The organism is Salinivibrio sp. ML323, from assembly GCF_001995745.1.
Classification (GTDB): domain Bacteria; phylum Pseudomonadota; class Gammaproteobacteria; order Enterobacterales; family Vibrionaceae; genus Salinivibrio; species Salinivibrio kushneri.
In genome coordinates, this window is record NZ_MUES01000038.1 from 1 (window position 1) to 18072 (window position 18072).

13 protein-coding genes are annotated in these 18072 nt (G+C 51.1%); 7 read left to right on the top strand and 6 right to left on the bottom strand.

All coding sequences use genetic code 11. The features are described 5' to 3' along the window. The first annotated feature begins 86 nt into the window (after positions 1-86). The gene (locus tag BZG13_RS14120) at positions 87-1601 is read left to right on the top strand and encodes a SulP family inorganic anion transporter (protein ID WP_077487076.1); all 1515 of its coding nucleotides are present in this window, start codon (positions 87-89) and stop codon (positions 1599-1601) included. An 11-nt stretch (positions 1602-1612) separates the two neighbouring features. After that, positions 1613-2461, top strand: coding sequence for a universal stress protein (locus BZG13_RS14125; RefSeq protein ID WP_077487077.1), 849 nt, complete (start codon positions 1613-1615; stop codon positions 2459-2461). Between the two features lie 142 nt (positions 2462-2603). On the opposite strand, the gene BZG13_RS14130 is transcribed toward BZG13_RS14125, so the two are convergent. The 3 genes from BZG13_RS14130 to BZG13_RS14140 form a co-directional block, all read right to left on the bottom strand. Further along, positions 2604-3152, bottom strand: a complete 549-nt coding sequence (locus tag BZG13_RS14130) for a hypothetical protein (protein WP_077487078.1) — start codon at positions 3150-3152, stop codon at positions 2604-2606. A 133-nt stretch (positions 3153-3285) separates the two neighbouring features. After that, positions 3286-3786 (bottom strand): response regulator, encoded by a 501-nt coding sequence (locus BZG13_RS14135; protein ID WP_077487079.1) that lies wholly within the window; start codon positions 3784-3786, stop codon positions 3286-3288. Then, complete coding sequence (locus tag BZG13_RS14140; RefSeq protein ID WP_077487080.1) at positions 3783-5738, bottom strand: ATP-binding protein; 1956 nt, start codon at positions 5736-5738, stop codon at positions 3783-3785. Before BZG13_RS14140 ends, BZG13_RS14135 begins: the two co-directional genes overlap by 4 nt. Positions 5739-5921: 183 nt before the next feature. On the opposite strand from BZG13_RS14140, the gene BZG13_RS14145 reads away from it, so the two are divergent. Both BZG13_RS14145 and BZG13_RS14150 read left to right on the top strand, forming a co-directional pair. After that, positions 5922-7217: a DUF945 family protein gene (locus BZG13_RS14145; RefSeq protein ID WP_077487081.1), complete on the top strand. Its 1296-nt coding sequence runs from the start codon at positions 5922-5924 to the stop codon at positions 7215-7217. A gap of 65 nt (positions 7218-7282) precedes the next feature. Beyond that, positions 7283-8023 carry a flagellar brake protein gene (locus BZG13_RS14150; protein ID WP_077487082.1) on the top strand — a complete coding sequence of 247 codons (741 nt, stop codon included), beginning with the start codon at positions 7283-7285 and terminating at the stop codon, positions 8021-8023. 88 nt (positions 8024-8111) lie between these two features. Here the strand turns inward: BZG13_RS14150 and BZG13_RS14155 are convergent, their stop codons facing one another. After that, positions 8112-9734, bottom strand: a complete 1623-nt coding sequence (locus BZG13_RS14155) for a VRR-NUC domain-containing protein (protein WP_077487083.1) — start codon at positions 9732-9734, stop codon at positions 8112-8114. A 47-nt stretch (positions 9735-9781) separates the two neighbouring features. Between BZG13_RS14155 and BZG13_RS14160 the strand changes: the two genes are divergently transcribed. The 3 genes from BZG13_RS14160 to BZG13_RS15330 all read left to right on the top strand — a co-directional run bounded on the left by BZG13_RS14160 (position 9782) and on the right by BZG13_RS15330 (position 14686). Beyond that, positions 9782-11263, top strand: coding sequence for a bifunctional NUDIX hydrolase/phosphatase PAP2 family protein (locus BZG13_RS14160; RefSeq protein WP_077487084.1), 1482 nt, complete (start codon positions 9782-9784; stop codon positions 11261-11263). 105 nt (positions 11264-11368) lie between these two features. Next, the gene (gene ydiJ, locus BZG13_RS14165) at positions 11369-14467 is read left to right on the top strand and encodes a D-2-hydroxyglutarate dehydrogenase YdiJ (protein ID WP_077487085.1); all 3099 of its coding nucleotides are present in this window, start codon (positions 11369-11371) and stop codon (positions 14465-14467) included. Positions 14468-14530: 63 nt separating this feature from the next. Further along, entirely contained in the window at positions 14531-14686 is a 156-nt protein-coding gene (locus BZG13_RS15330; RefSeq protein WP_155522579.1) for a hypothetical protein, read from the top strand. 168 nt (positions 14687-14854) lie between these two features. Here BZG13_RS15330 and BZG13_RS14170 read toward each other — a convergent pair whose 3' ends face one another. Both BZG13_RS14170 and BZG13_RS14175 read right to left on the bottom strand, forming a co-directional pair. Then, the gene (locus BZG13_RS14170) at positions 14855-17008 is read right to left on the bottom strand and encodes a YgiQ family radical SAM protein (RefSeq protein ID WP_077487086.1); all 2154 of its coding nucleotides are present in this window, start codon (positions 17006-17008) and stop codon (positions 14855-14857) included. Between the two features lie 143 nt (positions 17009-17151). Next, the gene (locus BZG13_RS14175) at positions 17152-18048 is read right to left on the bottom strand and encodes a LysR family transcriptional regulator (protein WP_077487087.1); all 897 of its coding nucleotides are present in this window, start codon (positions 18046-18048) and stop codon (positions 17152-17154) included. Between the last annotated feature and the right edge of the window lie 24 nt (positions 18049-18072).

Genomic DNA, 18072 nt, shown 5'->3' on the forward strand with positions numbered 1-18072 from the left:
GACTAGGATCACGCGTTTTGATTTTCAGGTGAAATCAGGCCTGAAATGCGCGACACCTTTTTTAACCCAATTTTGTAGAGACGTTCATGATAGATAGAATTCAGCGTGATTGGTTCTCCAATGTACGCGGCGATATGCTTGCGGGTATCGTTGTAGCATTGGCTTTGATCCCAGAAGCGATTGCCTTCTCGATTATTGCCGGTGTGGATCCGAAAGTCGGCCTTTATGCCTCCTTTAGTATCGCCGTGATTATTGCCTTTGTGGGCGGACGCCCGGGCATGATTTCCGCCGCAACCGGTGCGATGGCACTGTTGATGGTGACCTTGGTAAAAGAGCATGGGCTTGAGTACCTATTGGCGGCGACTGTGCTAACCGGGATACTTCAAATTGCGGCCGGTTATTTAAAACTCGGTAACCTGATGCGTTTTGTTTCTCGCTCAGTGGTAACCGGGTTTGTCAACGCGCTCGCGATCCTGATCTTTATGGCGCAGTTGCCAGAGCTTATTGGTCCGGAAATCATCCGCGAGACCGAAATCATGTGGCATGTGTATCCGATGACGGCTGCAGGCTTAGCGATTATTTATCTTTTCCCTTACGTTCCGCGTATTGGCAAAGTCCTTCCTTCTCCGTTGATGTGCATTCTCATTCTGACCGGTATTGCCATGGCGTATAACCTGGACTTGCGTACTGTGGGTGACATGGGTGATTTGCCTGATACCTTGCCGGTTTTCCTATGGCCGGATGTGCCGCTAAACGTTGAAACCTTGGCGATTATCTTCCCATACTCAGCGGCATTGGCTGTGGTGGGCTTGTTGGAGTCAATGATGACTGCCACCATCGTTGACGACCTGACCGACACAGACAGTGAGAAAAACCGTGAGTGTAAAGGTCAAGGTGTTGCCAATATCGCCACTGGTTTCTTGGGCGGTATGGCCGGTTGTGCGATGATTGGTCAGTCGGTCATTAACATTAAATCCGGTGGACGTGGTCGTCTTTCTACCTTGTCCGCCGGTGTGCTACTGCTGATTATGGTGGTGTTCTTAAGCGACTGGCTCAGCCAAATCCCGATGGCCGCACTGGTGGCGGTAATGATCATGGTGTCTATCGGTACCTTCTCTTGGGAGTCGATCGTTAACCTGAAGTCACACCCACTATCAACCAATATCGTCATGGTCTCGACCGTGGTGGTCGTGGTGCTTACCCACAACCTTGCGATCGGCGTGCTAGTTGGGGTGTTACTTGCGGCCTTGTTCTTTGCCAATAAGATTGGTCGCTTTATGGTGGTGAAAAGCGAGCCGGAGGACAACGGCGATGCACGTACCTATCGTGTTGTGGGTCAAGTCTTTTTTGCCTCGTCAGATCAATTTTTGTCGTCGTTTGACTTCAAAGAAGCGTTGGAGCGTGTCACCATCGATCTCTCGGCAGCGCACTTTTGGGATATTACCTCCGTGTCTGTCCTTGATAAGGTGGTTATTAAATTCCGCCGTGAGGGTACCGAGGTGAATATCGTCGGCATGAATGATGCGACTGCGACCATCGTCGACAAGTTCGGCGTGCACGATAAGCCCGAAGAAGTAGAAAAAATGATGGGTGGCCACTAAGGAGACCGACCATGGAACAAATTACCGCGTGCGTAGATGGCCCGCATTATTCAAAGCAAGTCGCAGATTTAAGCGTTTGGGCCGCCAAGCGCTTGTCTGTGCCTTTGACACTTTTGCATGTGCTGGATAAATCCTCACACCAAGCGGAGCCTGAACTATCAGGCAACTTGGGCGTGGGCAGCCGTGAACAACTGCTACAAGAGCTGGTGGAGCTGGATGAGCAGCGTGCCAAGCTGGAAATGAAGCACGGCAAAGCCTTGCTGTCTGAGCTGGAAGAAGACGCTAAAGCCAAAGGGCTGGAAGACGTGCGCAAATTGCAGCGTCATGGCAACTTGGTGGAAACCCTGCTTGATATCGAGCCACAGACGCGAGTGTTGGTCTTGGGTAAATCCGGTGAGTTGCACCAAAGCGATACCAAGGCAATCGGCTCACAGCTTGAAAGCGTGGTGCGCTCGATTAAAGCGCATACCTTGGTGGCTAACGGCGAGTTTTCAACACCTGAAAGCTACTTATTAGCGTTCGATGGCAGCGATATCAGCGAAAAGCTAGTGGAAAAAGCATTGAGCACACCGCTGTTGGCAGGAATGACTTGTCACTTGGTGATGGTAGAAGATTCGCAAGAAAAGCTGGCAGCGTTTAAACGCGCAGCCGAGCGCTTGAAAACAGCGGGCGTCGATGTGGTTGAGGCTCAGCTAACTGGCGACGTTCATCGTGCGATTTTAGATTACCAAGCGTCCAATCAAGTTGGATTGATCGTGATGGGAGCCTACGGTCACTCAAAATTACGTCAGTTCTTTGTGGGGAGCAATACCACTAAATTGCTGGTCGAGTCGACAGTACCCATGTTATTGATCCGTTAATCGCGAGCGGACAACGATAGCAATAAAAAACCCGCAGCGATGCGGGTTTTTTTGATCTGACTGTCACTGTCTGGCGGCAATGCGCTATTGCTTGAAGGCAATGCACTATTTCTTGATGGTAATGCACTACCGAGTGGCGTTATCAGTATTTAAAGCGCGTAGTAAACATAAATTGGTCACCGTACCACTCGTTAACCCGGTAGGCTGCCCCCAGTGAGAAGAGTTCAGTGGCATGGAAGCGCCCGTAGGCAGAGCCAAAGGTATCTTCTTCGTCATCAACGGTAAGTAGGCCGATTTCACCGCCTACTTCAACTTGTGGCCCAAGCCACTGGCGTATGCCTAGGTTAATTTCCAAGCCTACATCGCTGTCAAAGTTATCTTTGTTCACGCCACGCGCGAGTAGCTCACCGGTTAAGTCTGCCCAGTTGTTAATGGGCGCATGAAAGCCAATCCCAGCTGCCGTGTCCCAATCGGAGTCAAATTCGGTATCCGCTTCTACGCGTACGTGCGCGTTGGGATGGATCGACATGCTAAATCCTGCACCATAGGTGAGTGGGCTAACACCGATGCGTCCTTCCAGATAGTCGTAACTGAAGTTACTCATGGTGGTGAGGTTGGCGTCTTCTTCATTGGCCACGGCGCTGAACGAAGCCAAAGCGACAATCGCGCTGGCTAAAAGAGATTTACGCATTATCAATTCCACTTGTTATTGGTGTTCAAATCATTCTATAAGACGATTGCGCGCAGAAACAAGCACATCCGCCCGTGAGTCAGGCTTTTTTACCGATTTTTGACCTACCGGGTGGTACGAGCTGACTTGGCGACTACTCTGCGCCCATATCCCATTTGTTGCGGTTGATGGCCTCTACAATCCGAGGCGTGTCCAGTACGCTGGTCCATGGCAATAAATTGGCTTCGTGCGCGATGACATAGCTGGTGAGCTGGTCGGTCACCACACTGACTAAGGTCTCTTTTTGCCAAGGTTTAGCGAGGTAATAGTGCAAACTGGCATGATTAACCGCAGAGACTGTGTCTTCCAACCCTGCTTGGCCGGTCAGTAACACTTTGCGCGTCGATGCGGTTTCTGGCTGATGGGCTAACTCAATCAAAAACTCTACGCCTAGCTCGCCGGGCATAATATGGTCACACAGAATCAGTGCCAGCTTGGTGCCTTCGGTGGCCATGTCCGCAATCACTTCTCGCGCTTCTGCGACTGATTCTGCCGCTTCTATCTCAAAGTGGTCGGTAAACCCTTGCAAGTCATCTACCACGCTATCGAGCACGTCACGCTCATCATCGACACATAGAACTAAATATTGGCTCATTGTTGGGGCTCCTTACTGACAGAGGCGGGAAGTTCAATGGGTAAAGTGACGGTCATTGTGGTACCGATACCTGGCTGGGAGCGAACCTGAATATCCCCGCCTTGCTCATGGATAATGGTTTGACACATGGTCAGGCCAATGCCTAAACCAAAGTGGCCTTCGCGTTTGGTGGTGTAATTTAACGCAAACATTTTTTCTTGCTGCTCAGGCGTCATACCGGTGCCGGTATCACTGATCGACACTTCTATCGTGCCAGAGGCTTGGTCATTGAGTGTTTTTACTGTCACGGTCAAGGTGCCTGGTGTTTGCATCGCATCTAAGGCATTGGCAATGAGGTTTGTCCACACCTGCGCCAAGGCAGAAGGCTGAGCGATAATATCGGGCACCCAGTCATAGCGCTTTTCCAATTGGTGAGGCTTGAGTCGATGCTCAAATAAGGTGAGGGTATCGTCAATGTTCTCAATAATACGGGTGCGTTGGCGCTGTTCATTGTCTTGACGGGCGTAGGTGCGTAAGCTTTTGACGAGATCGGCAATACGCGCCGCGCACACATGATTAGAGCGTAATAACCGCCCACAGCGGGCGTATTGCTTCCAGGTAGTGAGTTCGCGACTAAAGTCCTTACCCAGATGTTGTTGCCAGGCTTGGATATCTTCAGGTTGATATAGTCCGATGTTGACTAAATCCCGCGCGATACGTTTATCCCCGGTGACGTCGCTTAAGGTACGGGTATAGGTTCGCGCCGTCGCCGTTGATAAAGGGGTACTCTCGCGGTTTGTTTGTAAAAGCGACAGGGCTTGCTCGCGGCTGGCTGAGGCCAACGGCGTTTTTGCCACTTCCTCTAGAGCGTCTGCGAGTGCATCACTGTTGCGTAAAATCGCTGACACTGGGTTATTGAGTTCGTGAGCGACGCCCGCCACGAGTTGCCCCAGTAGTGCCATCTTTTCTTTTTCTAATAACTGGCGGTTGGCCTCGTCCAGTGAGGCGAGCGTTTGCTGCAGCTGGATTTCGGTATCGATACTGCGCTTTAAGCGTTGGTTAAAGTGCAGCAACAGGTATTGAATAAACAAGGGCAGCAGCTCAGAGCGGCTGGTCATTATTTTACTAAATAATACATGATCGATTTTGATCACCTGCGTCCGAGTGAGAGTGCGCCCCGTAGAGAAAGAAACGTCTCCGGTCACAAACGACATACTGCCAATCAAGCTGCCGGAAGACAGGGTGGAAACATGGTGCTCTTGCCCTTCGTCATCTGTTTTATACAGCCCAACGTCACCATCGGTGATAAACCACAAAAATGCATTATCTTGATTTTCTTTGGTCAACACATGGTTGGCACTGTAGGTGCGGCACGCACGGCTTTCATCGTTGCCTTCAAAAAACGCATATAAACCGGCGATCACGCGATCAGCAATGGCCGCTTTGTCGGTCTCGCCTGGCGCTAACAATTGCGCTTGAAACTGGCTTATCTCGCGCTCAACTTGGGCATCTAACAAGGTGCGGTGATCTAACACTTCAGCGTAGCGCAGTAAATCATGTTGGCAATAGCGCAACACGTAGGTAGTCAGTTCTTTTTCGGCGACACGCTGCATCTCCTCGGCTCGCCAAGGCTTGTGCATACAATAATTGAGTCGGCCCTCATTCACCGCCTGCAAAATAATATCGTATTGCGGTGCTTCACTGAGCAAAACAGTTCGTGCGCCTTGGCTCGCCGCGTGATTGTCGACATTGACCAATAAATCGATGCCTTGGTGATCGCCAGCAAGGTTATGGCAGATCAGTAATGCTACCTGTTGCTCGTTAGCCTCAAAGTCGTCGAGCATGGTATAGGCGTCGTCTGGGGTCTCTGCACTGCAAAGATCAAACACATCACGAAACGGCGCGAGGTCGTGAGACAACTGCTCTACCACGAGAGGGTCTTGGTCAATGCACAATATAACGAAAGGATTCATAGACTCTGCTGATTTACCACGACGATGCGTTTATTGTATGCATTTATCCATCACAATGATGCGAAATGGTCGACATTCATGACGATACCCTCGGTATATTATGCTGCGCTATGACAGGGCGTTATCTTCAGCGCCTAATTTTAGTTACACTATGGCTTTTCGCATGCTTGAGGCAAAGAAAACATGTTTTTAGGAAAGTATGGTGCCATCGCTGGTGGCCTAGCGATTGTGGCGTGTTGGCCGTTTGCGACTGGCCAGATTGCACACTCGATGTATGAGCGAGAAGTCGACCAGCGTTCAACCCCAGAATTTAACCTCGAGCAGCAGACGTATGAGCGCGGGTATTTAACCTCGCAGGCGGTCACGCGTGTCGTATTTCAGGGTGAAACCAAAGCGATGCTTGCGCAGTCGGGCTTACCCGTTAGCTACGAAATCGCCTCAGAGATCTCGCACGGTGTATTTGGTGTGTCGTCAAGCAACACGTTAGTGATGACGCCTGAGCTACAAGCGATCACACAAAAAGCGTGGCCCGGTAACCCAACCCCAATTCGTTTAGAGCTAGATACCTTGATGACAGGGGCATCCGATTATCACCTTACCGTCGCGCCTTTCTCGTTATCAGAGGCGAGCAGCAATCTGACCGCGAGTGAGCTAAGTCTACAAGGTGAGATTGACCGCAAAGGGCATGTTAAAGCCAACTTTTCTTTACCCGCACTGGCCTTCAATGACGATAGTGGGCAGCAACTCAAAGTGGATAGCGTGTCGGGGTCAGGAAGTGGCTATTTGCAAGATGGTCTGTGGATTGGTGAACAATCTTTATCGCTCGAGCAAGCGCACTTCAGTGATGTCAGTGGTCAATCCTTAACGCTGGATAACGTAGAGCTTGAGATAGGGAATCAGTTGGTTGCGTCTGAGTCAGCGTCAACCCGTCATCTAAACAATACCAACCAATTGACAGTAGGGACGATGGCGTTACCGAACAACACGCATTGGCGGAACTTGGTGGTGGCACTCGATGCCAATCATCTTGATTACAGTGCCATGTCCCAAATCGCGTTACTCTCGTCGCAGTGGCAAGAAGGTGGCGCGCCAGTGAGTATGGAGGCCTTTGACCAAGCTTTGGTGCAATTGTTGCAGTCGGGGTTATCGATCGACTTGTCGCCTGCCAACTTAACCGTGCCAGAAGGGGATATCAGTGTCGACATGCACGTCGATGTGAAAGAGAGTGAGTCAACCGGCGTGTTCAATTTGCAGCAACTGGTGAATCAGGTGAGTGGTGAGCTGGATATCTCGGTACCCAACGGGGTGCTGACACAGTCACCATGGCAAGCAAAAATACAAGATCTGACCAAAGCGGGCTTTGTCACACAAACCGATAAAAATACCGTGCTGACTGCCAAAATCGAGGGAAACCAAGTCGTCACCTCTAATGGCACCGCTGTACCGCTGGTGCAATTTGTGATGTTTATGTTGATGTAAACGCGCCTTGGGAACTGAGTTAAGACGCCGGTGCCCGTAGTTATCCATAACAATAAAAGCGAACGATGATGCAGTCTTTGCCTGAACTAAAGGCCAAAAAATACAAAACGGTGAGAGAAGAGACCGTCATGGGGTTACGTGCTGTGGCATTTATGAAGCATGGCACCACGACGCAAGTGCAAATAAAGACACCAGTGGGACAAACGTACCGGTGTGAATGTACCTTTATCGGTTTTGATGGTGAAAAGCGCTTGTTCTTTTCGTTACCGACGGAAAACCTTAATCAAGTTAATCAATTTTTTATTGAGGGATATCGCCTGGCAGTCGATGCCGTCTCTGACGAAGGTGAGGGGGCCAAAGTGCAGTTTGCGTCTAAGATCTCAACCGTGCTCAAAACGCCAATCAATTTGGTCATGGTCGAGTTACCGCAACAAGCCAAGCTGATACAACAGCGCAAAGACAATCGTTATGAGTTAAACGTCAAAGGGGAAATCCCGCTCGATCATCGTCGTTTGCCCGTCAACCTTACCGATATTTCTGCAGGCGGCTGTGGGTTTAGTTTTGATGCTATTGCGCCCGTGTTTGAAAAACACCACCAAATGGCGATTCAAATCCAAGCACCAGACAGTGACGAGTGTTTTATCTTAAGTGGTCAAATAGAGAACCGGCAACAAAAATGGGGCATGCAGCGCTATGGCGTGTCGTTTGACCGCAGCGGTCTCAAACACTGCGAGGCGTTGATCAAACGGCTGGTTTACGATGGCTCTCATTACGTTTTTAACCCCAATGCTGAAGCGAGTGAATGACAAGGTCACGTTAGGGGCTTGAGGCATGTCGCGTCAGAGGATGAGAGCCAGTGATAGGCCTATCCCATGTAGGGTGCCCCTGGGAGCATCACTCATCCGGCGTGATATACGCCACCTTCGCTGGGATCGCATGCTGTTGAAAAAACTGTAGCCAGCGTGTTTGGTGGGGCTGCAGTGTATCGCCTGGCCCCTTCACTTCCACCCATTGGTATGACGTGCCTCGGCACATGAACAAGTCTGGATGGCCGCGGCGGTTATGGCGGCGGTCGAACAAGATGCGTTGAAAACAGGCGCGAAGCTGTGCTTGGTTTAGGTTGGTCAACGCAGCCTCAAGCAGTGGCCACTCTATGGCCGACCAATTGACCCACTCGTTAGTGGTGCCGTGCTTTTGCTGATAGTGTTGCGCCACCCATTCACGTGCTTGGTCAATCTCAGCGAGGCGCTGATCAATTTGTGTCTGTCGTTTAGCGACAAAGTCGTCGCTATAAAGATCACGCGGCCCACGTTGAAACGGGTTGAGAAAGGCACCGCGGACAGGCAAAAATAAGATATCCCAAAAAAACAGCCCAAACAGTGCGTTAAGCAAGCTGTTTTCGCTAAACCATACCTGCCAGCCTTGCTGACGATAATAATCGGCCACCTCCTTTTCTACGCGCTGATTCAGCGGTAAAGCTAACGTTTCGGTGGGTAATGAAGCCGGTTTAGCATGCGTTGAGGGAACTAAGCTGCCGAGTGCACGAACCGGTTTTTGTTTCGCTAAGCGATAAGCGACGTCAAGCTCTTCCTCATCGTGTGGGGCTTGGAGCATGGTGGCGATGATGGTTGCAGCCGCTTTAATATTACCTTGCTTTATCAAGATACGTGCGCGTCGTTCTTGGCTGGGTGGCTGAGTGGTGGTTTGATACAGCGACAAGGCGCTCGATAAATCATGCTGACGCTCAAATTCGCGGGCAATACGATTCACCAAGCGCTGCCGCTTGCGCTCGAGCGGTGCCCAGTCAAAAGGGGCTGGCAACCAGGGGGCTAACGCCAAGACGTCTTCAGGTTGCTTGTTTTTGCGTGCTTGCCATGCGGTTTCGTTTAATCCGGATAAGTGAAGCCAATCATCAATCTGACTTCGGTCGTTAAATAAGCGATCGGCTTGCCGAATGGGATAGGGCTCAAAGTGTTGGATACCCAGCTCCGCCACCACAAACTGGCTCAAATCCTGGCGCGAATTGCCAAAATACAGCAGGCTTAATACCGGTAAGATGTTTGGCTGGTGACAAACTACCAACGTATAAGGGCTGTCGAGTGTGTTTCCATAGGTCGCTTCTATCGCCTGCTGCCACTGGCTTTTAGACGCACTCTTAGGGAGTTCTGTATCTGGAAAGGCTTCAATCAGTTGTGCTTTAGTGAGTAATTTAAATAACACCTCTGACGGGGCTGTATAGGTAAAGCGAATAAACTGATGCTCAGCCAAGGTGTCGAGTAACGGCGGTGTCTCACCCAGCTCATGGTAATGTAGCGAATCGGCTAAAAACCAGTCGTGACGGCGCATCAGTAAACGCACCAGCAGGCACTGTGCTTTGAAGCTAAGCTGTTGAAAGGTCGTTAGCCAATGGCGCTCGTTGCTTGTGAGCAGATCCCAGTCACGTTCGCAGACTAAATCCATCAAGTTTTGAAAGTTATGATGGTAATAATAGGGGCTAAGAGGATCGGGCTGTGTCATTCTTTTCCTTTTCTTTCATCAGGACACGTGCATTCAGGAGCCGCCGCATGAAACGGATTATCGCTGTACTATTGTCAGTCTTTAGCGGGTTAGTGTCGAGCGATGCCTTGGCTGACAATGAAATGACGTTCTCCACCGAGCAAGGGATAGCCGGGGTCGCATGCATTATTAGTGATCCAGCAGGACGGCTCTTGCTAGTCAAAGACACAGTGACCGGACGGTATGGTTTGCCTGGTGGCCGGGTTAACTTGGCCGAATCACCGAGCAGAGCGCTCGCCCGTGAAGTGTTCGAAGAAACAGCGATTCGGGTAACGGTCGGTGATGTGTATCATCAGGATGCGCGCGGCGTCTTGTTTGCCTGCCAAAGCCAGGCGCCGTTGCCTGTTGTCTCCACCGCTGAGGGGGTGGGGCTTTTGCCGGCGTGGCGCGCCCCCCATTTTGCCTCTGAAATTGAGCAAGCACGGCTGGTACCGCGCGCCCATGCGCAAGACTATCGCTATCGGTTTAATGATCGTCGCGATCACTTGTGGTCGCTAGCGGCGAAAACCCCGAGCAGTGATGTCAGTGCCTTGGCCGACTTTAGTGCCTTGGCACCTGTGTTTTATGTCAGTCAATATGGATTGGTCTCAGGCGTACAAAACACCGTACAACAACTGGGTGACGCCGGGAATGCAACCGTCACCGCCGTATTCAAACTGGTCAATACGTTAGGAGAGATCGCCTTTTATATTGCCCTGGTGCCGTTGTTTCTTGTTTTTCGCGGCCATAAATCGGCACTGTCGCTGCTTTTTTTGCTAATCAGCGCAGCGGCTGTGTCTACCACCCTAAAAAGTGGCTTTGCCATGCCACGGCCGTTTTACCTATGGCCTGACTTGCAAATAGGCCAAGCAAGCGGCTTTACGGTACCTAGCGGCCACACTTTACTCGCGGCCGCTGTGATGACCGCTTGGTATCTAAAACGCCGAGTCACACACCCGCCTGCTTTTGGTGCGCTGGCGATGACGCTGGTGGTGATAGTGCTTATGGGACTGAACCGCATGTATCTCGGCGTGCATTTTGCCAGTGATGTGGTGATCGGGGCTCTGGTCGGGAGCAGTGTTGCCTGGGCGACTATCAAGCTGGATGCGGTAACGGTGGGGAATGAACGACCCGTGCTGACCACCGGCAGAATCTGGTTCTTAGCGTGTCTCATCATGGCGTTGCTGGCACTGGCATTAAAGATCCCCAATATGGTTTATCTGTCAGCGTTGGCGGCGGGTGTTTATACCGGTCAGGTTTGGCATAAGCTCTTTCCTAGTCATAAACCGGCCAGCCGGCTCAATGGCAAACTGTTAACGCTGGCGTGGATCTTTTTCGGTATCGCCGCCATTGTTGGCGCAGCTTGGGGAGTGGCACAGCTGACAGGGTTAAGCTGGATTGTGCTTATTGTCGTGTCAATGGCGGCATGGAGTTTGGGCCCTTGGGTACTGATTGCCAGCCCAGAGCTTGCTAAATGGTCGGGTAAGCGGTTGGGTTGGCGCGAGTGGTGACAAGGATTTGCTAGGTGATCGCTTTGGCTGTGCCAAGAGTTAAGGTAAAGTGACAGCACAACAAAAATTGCACCAGGCATGGTGAGATAGCGCACAGGAACAGCAATGATACCGGCAATCCATCCAGAGGCGGGCCTGTCGTCCGCCGTCGTTGATTTAATCACTGCTTTACAAACAGCAGGTTTTCAAGGCGATATTGAATCGACCTATGCGAGCCGCCTTGCGGTGGCCACTGATAACAGTGTTTATCAAGCCTTACCGCAAGCCGTTCTCTTCCCCGCCTCGGTTGATGATCTTCAGCTTATTGGTCAGACCGTCCAAGCCCCAGCATTTAGTGAGATTAAGTTTTCTCCTCGTGGGGGCGGTACCGGCACCAACGGTCAGTCGTTGACCAAGCATGTGGTGGTGGACGTGTCTCGTCATATGAACCAGGTGCTGGAAGTGAACCCTGAGCAAGGCTGGGTGCGCGTTCAAGCAGGCGTTATTAAAGATCAGCTCAATGATGTATTGCGCCCGTATGGATACTTTTTCTCACCTGACTTATCAACCAGTAATCGCGCCACCATTGGCGGGATGATCAACACCGATGCCTCGGGCCAAGGCTCGCTACGTTACGGCAAGACCTCCGATCATGTGCTGGGTTTAAAAGCGGTACTCGTGGATGGTAGCGTCCTCGATACGCAGCCTCTCAATTCGGATCAGCTTCAGCACGCGATGTCGCGCGATGATCTTAGTGGCCGGGCGCTGCAAACGGTGTCCTCAGTCTGTCGTGAGCATCGTGATCTGATTACCGACACCTTCCCGCCGTTGAATCGCTTTTTAACCGGCTATGACCTTAAACATGTTTATGATGACACACTCACTGCCTTTGATATTGGCCGCGTGCTATGTGGCGCTGAAGGCTCCTTAGCGTTTATTGCCGAAGCTAAGCTCAACATCACGCCGATCCCGACCGTGCGTACCTTGGTAAATATTAAATACGACAGTTTTGATTCGGCACTGCGTAATGCGCCGACGATGGTTGAGGCGAACGCGCTATCGGTTGAAACCATTGATGCCAAGGTGCTTGATCTCGCAAGAAACGACATTGTTTGGCATACGGTGAGTCATCTGCTGCAAGACGTGCCTGGCAAAACCATGCACGGCATTAATATGGTGGAGTTTGCGGGGAATGATGCTGGTGAGATCGAACAACAGGTTTCGGCATTGTGCCAGCAATTGGATAGCCTGATAGCACAAAAGCAACAAGGTGTGATTGGTTATCAGATTTGTCGGGATCTCGCATCAATCAACAAAATCTATGCGATGCGTAAAAAAGCGGTCGGGTTGCTTGGCGCCACGAAAGGCAAAGCCAAACCTGTCGCGTTTGCCGAAGATACCTGTGTGCCGCCCGAAAACCTGGCTGATTTTATCAGTGAGTTCCGCGCATTGCTCGACAGCCATCATTTGCACTATGGCATGTTCGGTCATGTCGATGCGGGGGTACTGCATGTGCGTCCAGCTCTGGATTTGTGTGACCCTGACCAAGAACGGGTGATGAAAACCCTCTCTGACCAAGTGGTCGCCTTGGTCGCCAAGTATGGTGGCTTGATGTGGGGTGAGCATGGCAAAGGGTATCGTTCGGAATACGGCCCCGAGTTTTTTGGTGAGACCTTATTTGCCCAGCTTCGTCATATCAAAGCGGCATTTGATCCGCAAAACCGGATGAACCCAGGAAAGATCTGCACACCGATTAACAGCCAGGATTCACTGGTGAAGGTTGATGACACCAAGCGTGGCTTTTATGACCGTCAAATTCCGGTAGAAGTGCGTGATAGCTTTAAAGGGGCGATGGAATGCAATGGCAATGGGCTGTGCTTTAACTATGACACCGCCTCACCCATGTGTCCCTCAATGAAAGTCAGTTATGACCGCCGTCATTCGCCAAAAGGCCGCGCTGGAATTGTGCGAGAATGGTTGCGTTTACTGTCTGAGCAGGGTGTCGACCCGTTGGCGGTTGAACAGGCATTGATGACCCAGTCACCCTCAGTCCGTGAGGTGATGGCCAAATTCGGGCGCTATTTTACTCGCCGTAAAGAAGCAGATGATTTTAGCCATGAGGTCATGGAAGCCATGAGCGGTTGCTTGGCGTGTAAAGCTTGTGCCAGTCAGTGCCCGATCAAAGTGGATGTGCCGAGTTTTCGCTCGCGCTTTATGCAGCTCTATTACAGCCGCTATCCGCGCCCGATGAAAGACCACTTAGTGGCGAACATTGAAACCTTGCTACCACTGATGGCTAAAGCCCCAAAATTGGTGAATGCGGCGACTCAGCCTCAATGGGCCCAAGGGCTCACTGCGAAGTTGATTGGCTACACAGACACACCGGCGTTGTCGGTACCGACGCTGGCTCAGTCACTGGCGGGCGATCATGCGCTGAAGTTTGATTTATCCTGGTTACAGGCGTTATCTGCGCAAGAGCGTGAAAACTATGTATTGATCGTACAAGACCCATTTACCAGCTTTTATGAAGCGCCTCTGATTCACGATTTGATCAAACTGGCGCGGCAGTTGGGTAAGGTGCCCATGTTGGTGCCGTTCAAACCTAATGGGAAAGCGCAGCATGTAAAAGGGTTTCTTCGCCGCTTCGCCCAGACGGCGCGTAACACCGCTGGCTTTTTGAATCAGCTGGCGGCGTTAAATATTCCCATGGTGGGCGTCGATCCAGCGCTGGTGCTTTGTTATCGCGATGAGTATCAAGAAGCGTTAGGTAAGCACCGGGGTAACTTTAATGTGATGTTGAGCCATGAGTGGCTGACCAGTGTTATGCCTAATATGCCGGTTGTGACGAGCAGTGATGCCGACCCCTGGTATCTGTTCGGCCACTGCACCGAGAAAACACAGTTACCTCATGCTGAGCAACAATGGGTGGCTTTATTTGCCCATTTTGGGGCAGAGCTTAAACCGATTTCTGTCGGTTGCTGTGGTATGGCGGGCACCTATGGCCATGAAGCAGACAAACGCGAGACGTCAGCCGCGATCTATGATTTAAGTTGGTCGCCACAGTTGGCAAACCTGCCTAGCGAGAGAGTGCTCGCAACCGGTTACTCGTGCCGCARCCAAGTAAAGCGGTTCAGTGAGACGCAGTTGCAACACCCTTTGCAAATCTTGTTGCGGCTAGCATGTACGCGAATTGATCGTGCGCGTGTCGATAACGTATCACTATAAAGCTTGCATCTGGGTGGCTTTGTCATACAGTAAAATAAAGAGCTGAAAGCTAAGGTAAAACAAATGCTTAAAACGGTTGTTATCATCTTGCTGGTTTTACTCGGGATTACGGCGGCCCAGTACTTGGACGAGGGGACGCAAAAGAAAATTGCGTGGGTGGTCGGCGCCATCGCCGGTGTGCTGGCGTTGGTTGTGATTGGTGTAGAGCTTTTTCGTTAGTGATAGCGTGTTTAATCACGCGTCATTAGCCGGATAGCGTGACGCCGACGATACTAAAAACACGCAACGTTCGGAATGAAACGCAGGTAGTGAAACGCTCGTAGTGAAACGCCCGTAATGAGGCATATCACTACGGGCGTTTTTATTTCATCCTTTTAAAGACGGTGCTTATGCGCGTTTTCCACGCTGCTTGTTACCTGGCCTTTTGTTATTTGGCCGACGTATATCGGGTTGCTTGGGATGTTTAGTGGCAAAACGTTGGGTGCCATGGCGGCCTGAGCGACGCTGCCGACCTGGTTTTTCGGGGGCATCTTCTCTCGGGATCAGGCACTTTGGTCCGTTACCAATCAAATGCTGTTTACCCATACGTACTAAAGCTTCTCTGATAAGTGGCCAGTTGGCGGGATCGTGGTAACGCAGTAGCGCCTTGTGTAAGCGTCGCTGGCGCTCTCCCTTTGCCACTGTCAGTGTTTCGCGTTTTTTGTAACGTGCTCGCTTTAGCGGATTGGTTTCCGAGTGATACATGGCGGTGGCATTACACATGGGTGATGGGTAAAAGTTTTGCACTTGGTCGCACTCAAACTCATTCTCTTTTAGCCAGCAGGCAAGCTGCACCATATCTTCATCCGTACAGCCAGGGTGCGCGGCGATGAAGTAGGGGATCAAATACTGCTTTTTGCCCGCTTCTTTACTGTATTTTTCGAACAGTGCTTTGAAGCGATCATACGCGCCCATGCCGGGCTTCATCATCAAGTCCAGCGTATTCTTTTCGGTATGCTCAGGGGCGATTTTTAAATAACCACCGACATGGTGAGTCACCAATTCTTTGACATATTCTGGCGACTCAATCGCTAGGTCATACCGCACTCCCGAGGCAATCAAGACTTTTTTGATGCCCTCCACCTGACGTGCTTTGCGATAGAGATCAATGGTATGACGGTGATCGGTATTGAGCTTGTCGCAAATCTTTGGAAATACACACGAGGGGCGACGACAGTTACGCTCTGCCTTGGGATCGGCGCAGCCGAGTCGATACATGTTAGCGGTTGGGCCACCCAAGTCTGAAATGGTGCCAGTAAAACCAGGCACTTTATCGCGGATATCATTGAGCTCTTCAATGATCGACGCTTGTGAGCGGTTTTGAATGATCCGTCCTTCGTGCTCGGTAATCGAACAAAATGAACAGCCGCCAAAACAGCCACGCATAATGTTCACCGAGGTTTTAATCATATCGTAGGCGGGGATCTTAGCGTTGCCGTACTTTGGGTGAGGCACACGTGCATAGGGCAGCCCAAACACATAGTCCATTTCTTCGGTGGTGAGGGGCACCGGAGGGGGATTAATCCAAAGGAGTTGATCGCCATGTTGCTGCACCAAGGCGCGCGCAGAATAGGGGTTAGCTTCTAAGTGCATCACTCGGCTAGCATGCGCGTACAAAATACGATCGTTTTTGAGTTTTTCAAACGAGGGCAGGTGAACAAAGGTGTTTTTAGCATCGTGTCGAGACGGACGGATAGTAATGGGTTTCGCCGCGTCTGGCTCTGCTTTTTTGCTGGTCTCGCACTGGGTTTCTGTTGCGTAGGGGTTAGGCATAGTCATGCTCTTTCCCGGTTTATCAATGCGGGTGGAATCGACTTCTGCCATGCCTTCGGGCGGTGTTTTCATCATCACTGCGGTGCCAGCGATGCGAGTCATAGCGGCTAAGGTGTCACCGCGAGATAAACGATGCGCCACTTCTATTAAGGCGCGCTCGGCGTTGCCAAATAGTAATATGTCAGCTTTGGCGTCACATAATACTGAGCGACGGACTTTGTCTGACCAATAGTCGTAGTGTGCTAAACGGCGCAAGCTGGCTTCTATGCCGCCTAGCACAATCGGCGTCTGCTTATAGGCCTCTCGGCAGCGCTGAGAATAGACTAAAACCGCGCGATCAGGGCGTTTCCCGCCCTCGTTATTAGGCGTGTAGGCATCATCATGGCGCAGCTTTTGGTCTGCGGTGTAACGGTTGATCATCGAGTCCATGTTGCCGGCGGTTACACCAAAGAATAGGTTTGGTTCGCCTAATGCCATAAAATCATCTTTATTGTGCCAGTTAGGCTGCGAGATGATGCCAACACGAAACCCTTGTGCTTCCAATGTGCGGCCAATTACCGCCATGCCAAAACTAGGATGATCGACATAGGCATCACCGGTCACGATGATGATATCGCAGCTATCCCAACCTAGGATATCCATCTCTTCACGGCTGGTGGGCAAAAAAGGCGCAGGGCCAAAGCAAGCCGCCCAGTAAGGGGTGTAATCGTATATAGCAGTCGGTGTCACGTTATGGTCTCTTGGTCAGCCCATTGCAATGAGGATGTGCGCTCCATCGATACGCGCATCGTGCGCCAGGGCGGGCGATAAATTAGCCAGCGATTTTAGCGACAATCCTGCACTGAGTATAGGGATAAATCTGGGGAGGTGACTCAGGATGTCATAGAAGGCTGGGCGGACGGGTTGTGTTGTTGCACATAATCGATAAAGGCACGATCGGCGAGGGATAAGTAACCCTCTTTACGCCAAGCAATGGAAATATCGAGCTTGATCGGCTGTGTGAACGGTATCCCGACAATCCCGCTTTCGTGTTCAGTAACCATATCGAGCAGTGCGCTGATCGCAAATCCATGACGGACGATATTCAAAATCATCGCTAGCAAATTGGTTTCTAATGACAGTTTGGGGGTCATCGCATGGGTATCGCAGACTTGATCGAGATAATCACGGTGGAAGTAACCAGGACGGAACATAATTAGCTCATGGGCGAAAAAGGTGTGATAGTCGAGGGTAGAATGCGTGGCGAGCGGATGATCGGTCGCGACAACAGCAACCATCTGCGAGGAGATCAAATGCGTGGTATCCAACGAATCGGGCACCTCTCTATCATTGATCACGGCGAGATCCAGCTCACCGTCGAGCAGCATTTGCCGCAGAGAGTGAGTGCCAGCCTCTACCACCGTGAGCTTTAGCGTGGGATAGCGACGGCGAAATCCCATCAGCAACTCAGGAAAAAAATACGATCCCAGCATACCCGGCACACCGATACGCACCTCGCCTTTTTGCAATCCTTTCAGCTCATCCATGGCTGTGGCCGCATCTTGCATTTGTTGTACGACGCGATAGGCGTGCTGGAGTAATACTTGCCCTTCTTGCGTCAGTTGAATGTGCTTTTCATTGCGAATAAAGATCGGCATACCCAGTTGATTTTCAAACTTTTTGATCGCAATGCTGAGCGCAGGTTGCGCGATATGCAGACGCTGGGCGGCGAGCGTAAAGCTTTTAGTCTCAGCGATAGCAATCACGTGGCGGAGCTGTTTGATGTTCATAATCATAAATAAAATATATAGAGA

Bases quoted from the DNA above. Each gene is read 5' to 3' on its own strand.
- BZG13_RS14120 (WP_077487076.1), top strand. From the start codon at position 87: ATGATAGATAGAATTCAGCGTGATTGGTTCTCCAATGTACGCGGCGAT.
- BZG13_RS14125 (WP_077487077.1), top strand. From the start codon at position 1,613: ATGGAACAAATTACCGCGTGCGTAGATGGCCCGCATTATTCAAAGCAA.
- BZG13_RS14130 (WP_077487078.1), bottom strand. From the start codon at position 3,152: ATGCGTAAATCTCTTTTAGCCAGCGCGATTGTCGCTTTGGCTTCGTTC.
- BZG13_RS14135 (WP_077487079.1), bottom strand. From the start codon at position 3,786: ATGAGCCAATATTTAGTTCTATGTGTCGATGATGAGCGTGACGTGCTC.
- BZG13_RS14140 (WP_077487080.1), bottom strand. From the start codon at position 5,738: ATGAATCCTTTCGTTATATTGTGCATTGACCAAGACCCTCTCGTGGTA.
- BZG13_RS14145 (WP_077487081.1), top strand. From the start codon at position 5,922: ATGTTTTTAGGAAAGTATGGTGCCATCGCTGGTGGCCTAGCGATTGTG.
- BZG13_RS14150 (WP_077487082.1), top strand. From the start codon at position 7,283: ATGATGCAGTCTTTGCCTGAACTAAAGGCCAAAAAATACAAAACGGTG.
- BZG13_RS14155 (WP_077487083.1), bottom strand. From the start codon at position 9,734: ATGACACAGCCCGATCCTCTTAGCCCCTATTATTACCATCATAACTTT.
- BZG13_RS14160 (WP_077487084.1), top strand. From the start codon at position 9,782: ATGAAACGGATTATCGCTGTACTATTGTCAGTCTTTAGCGGGTTAGTG.
- BZG13_RS15330 (WP_155522579.1), top strand. From the start codon at position 14,531: ATGCTTAAAACGGTTGTTATCATCTTGCTGGTTTTACTCGGGATTACG.
- BZG13_RS14175 (WP_077487087.1), bottom strand. From the start codon at position 18,048: ATGAACATCAAACAGCTCCGCCACGTGATTGCTATCGCTGAGACTAAA.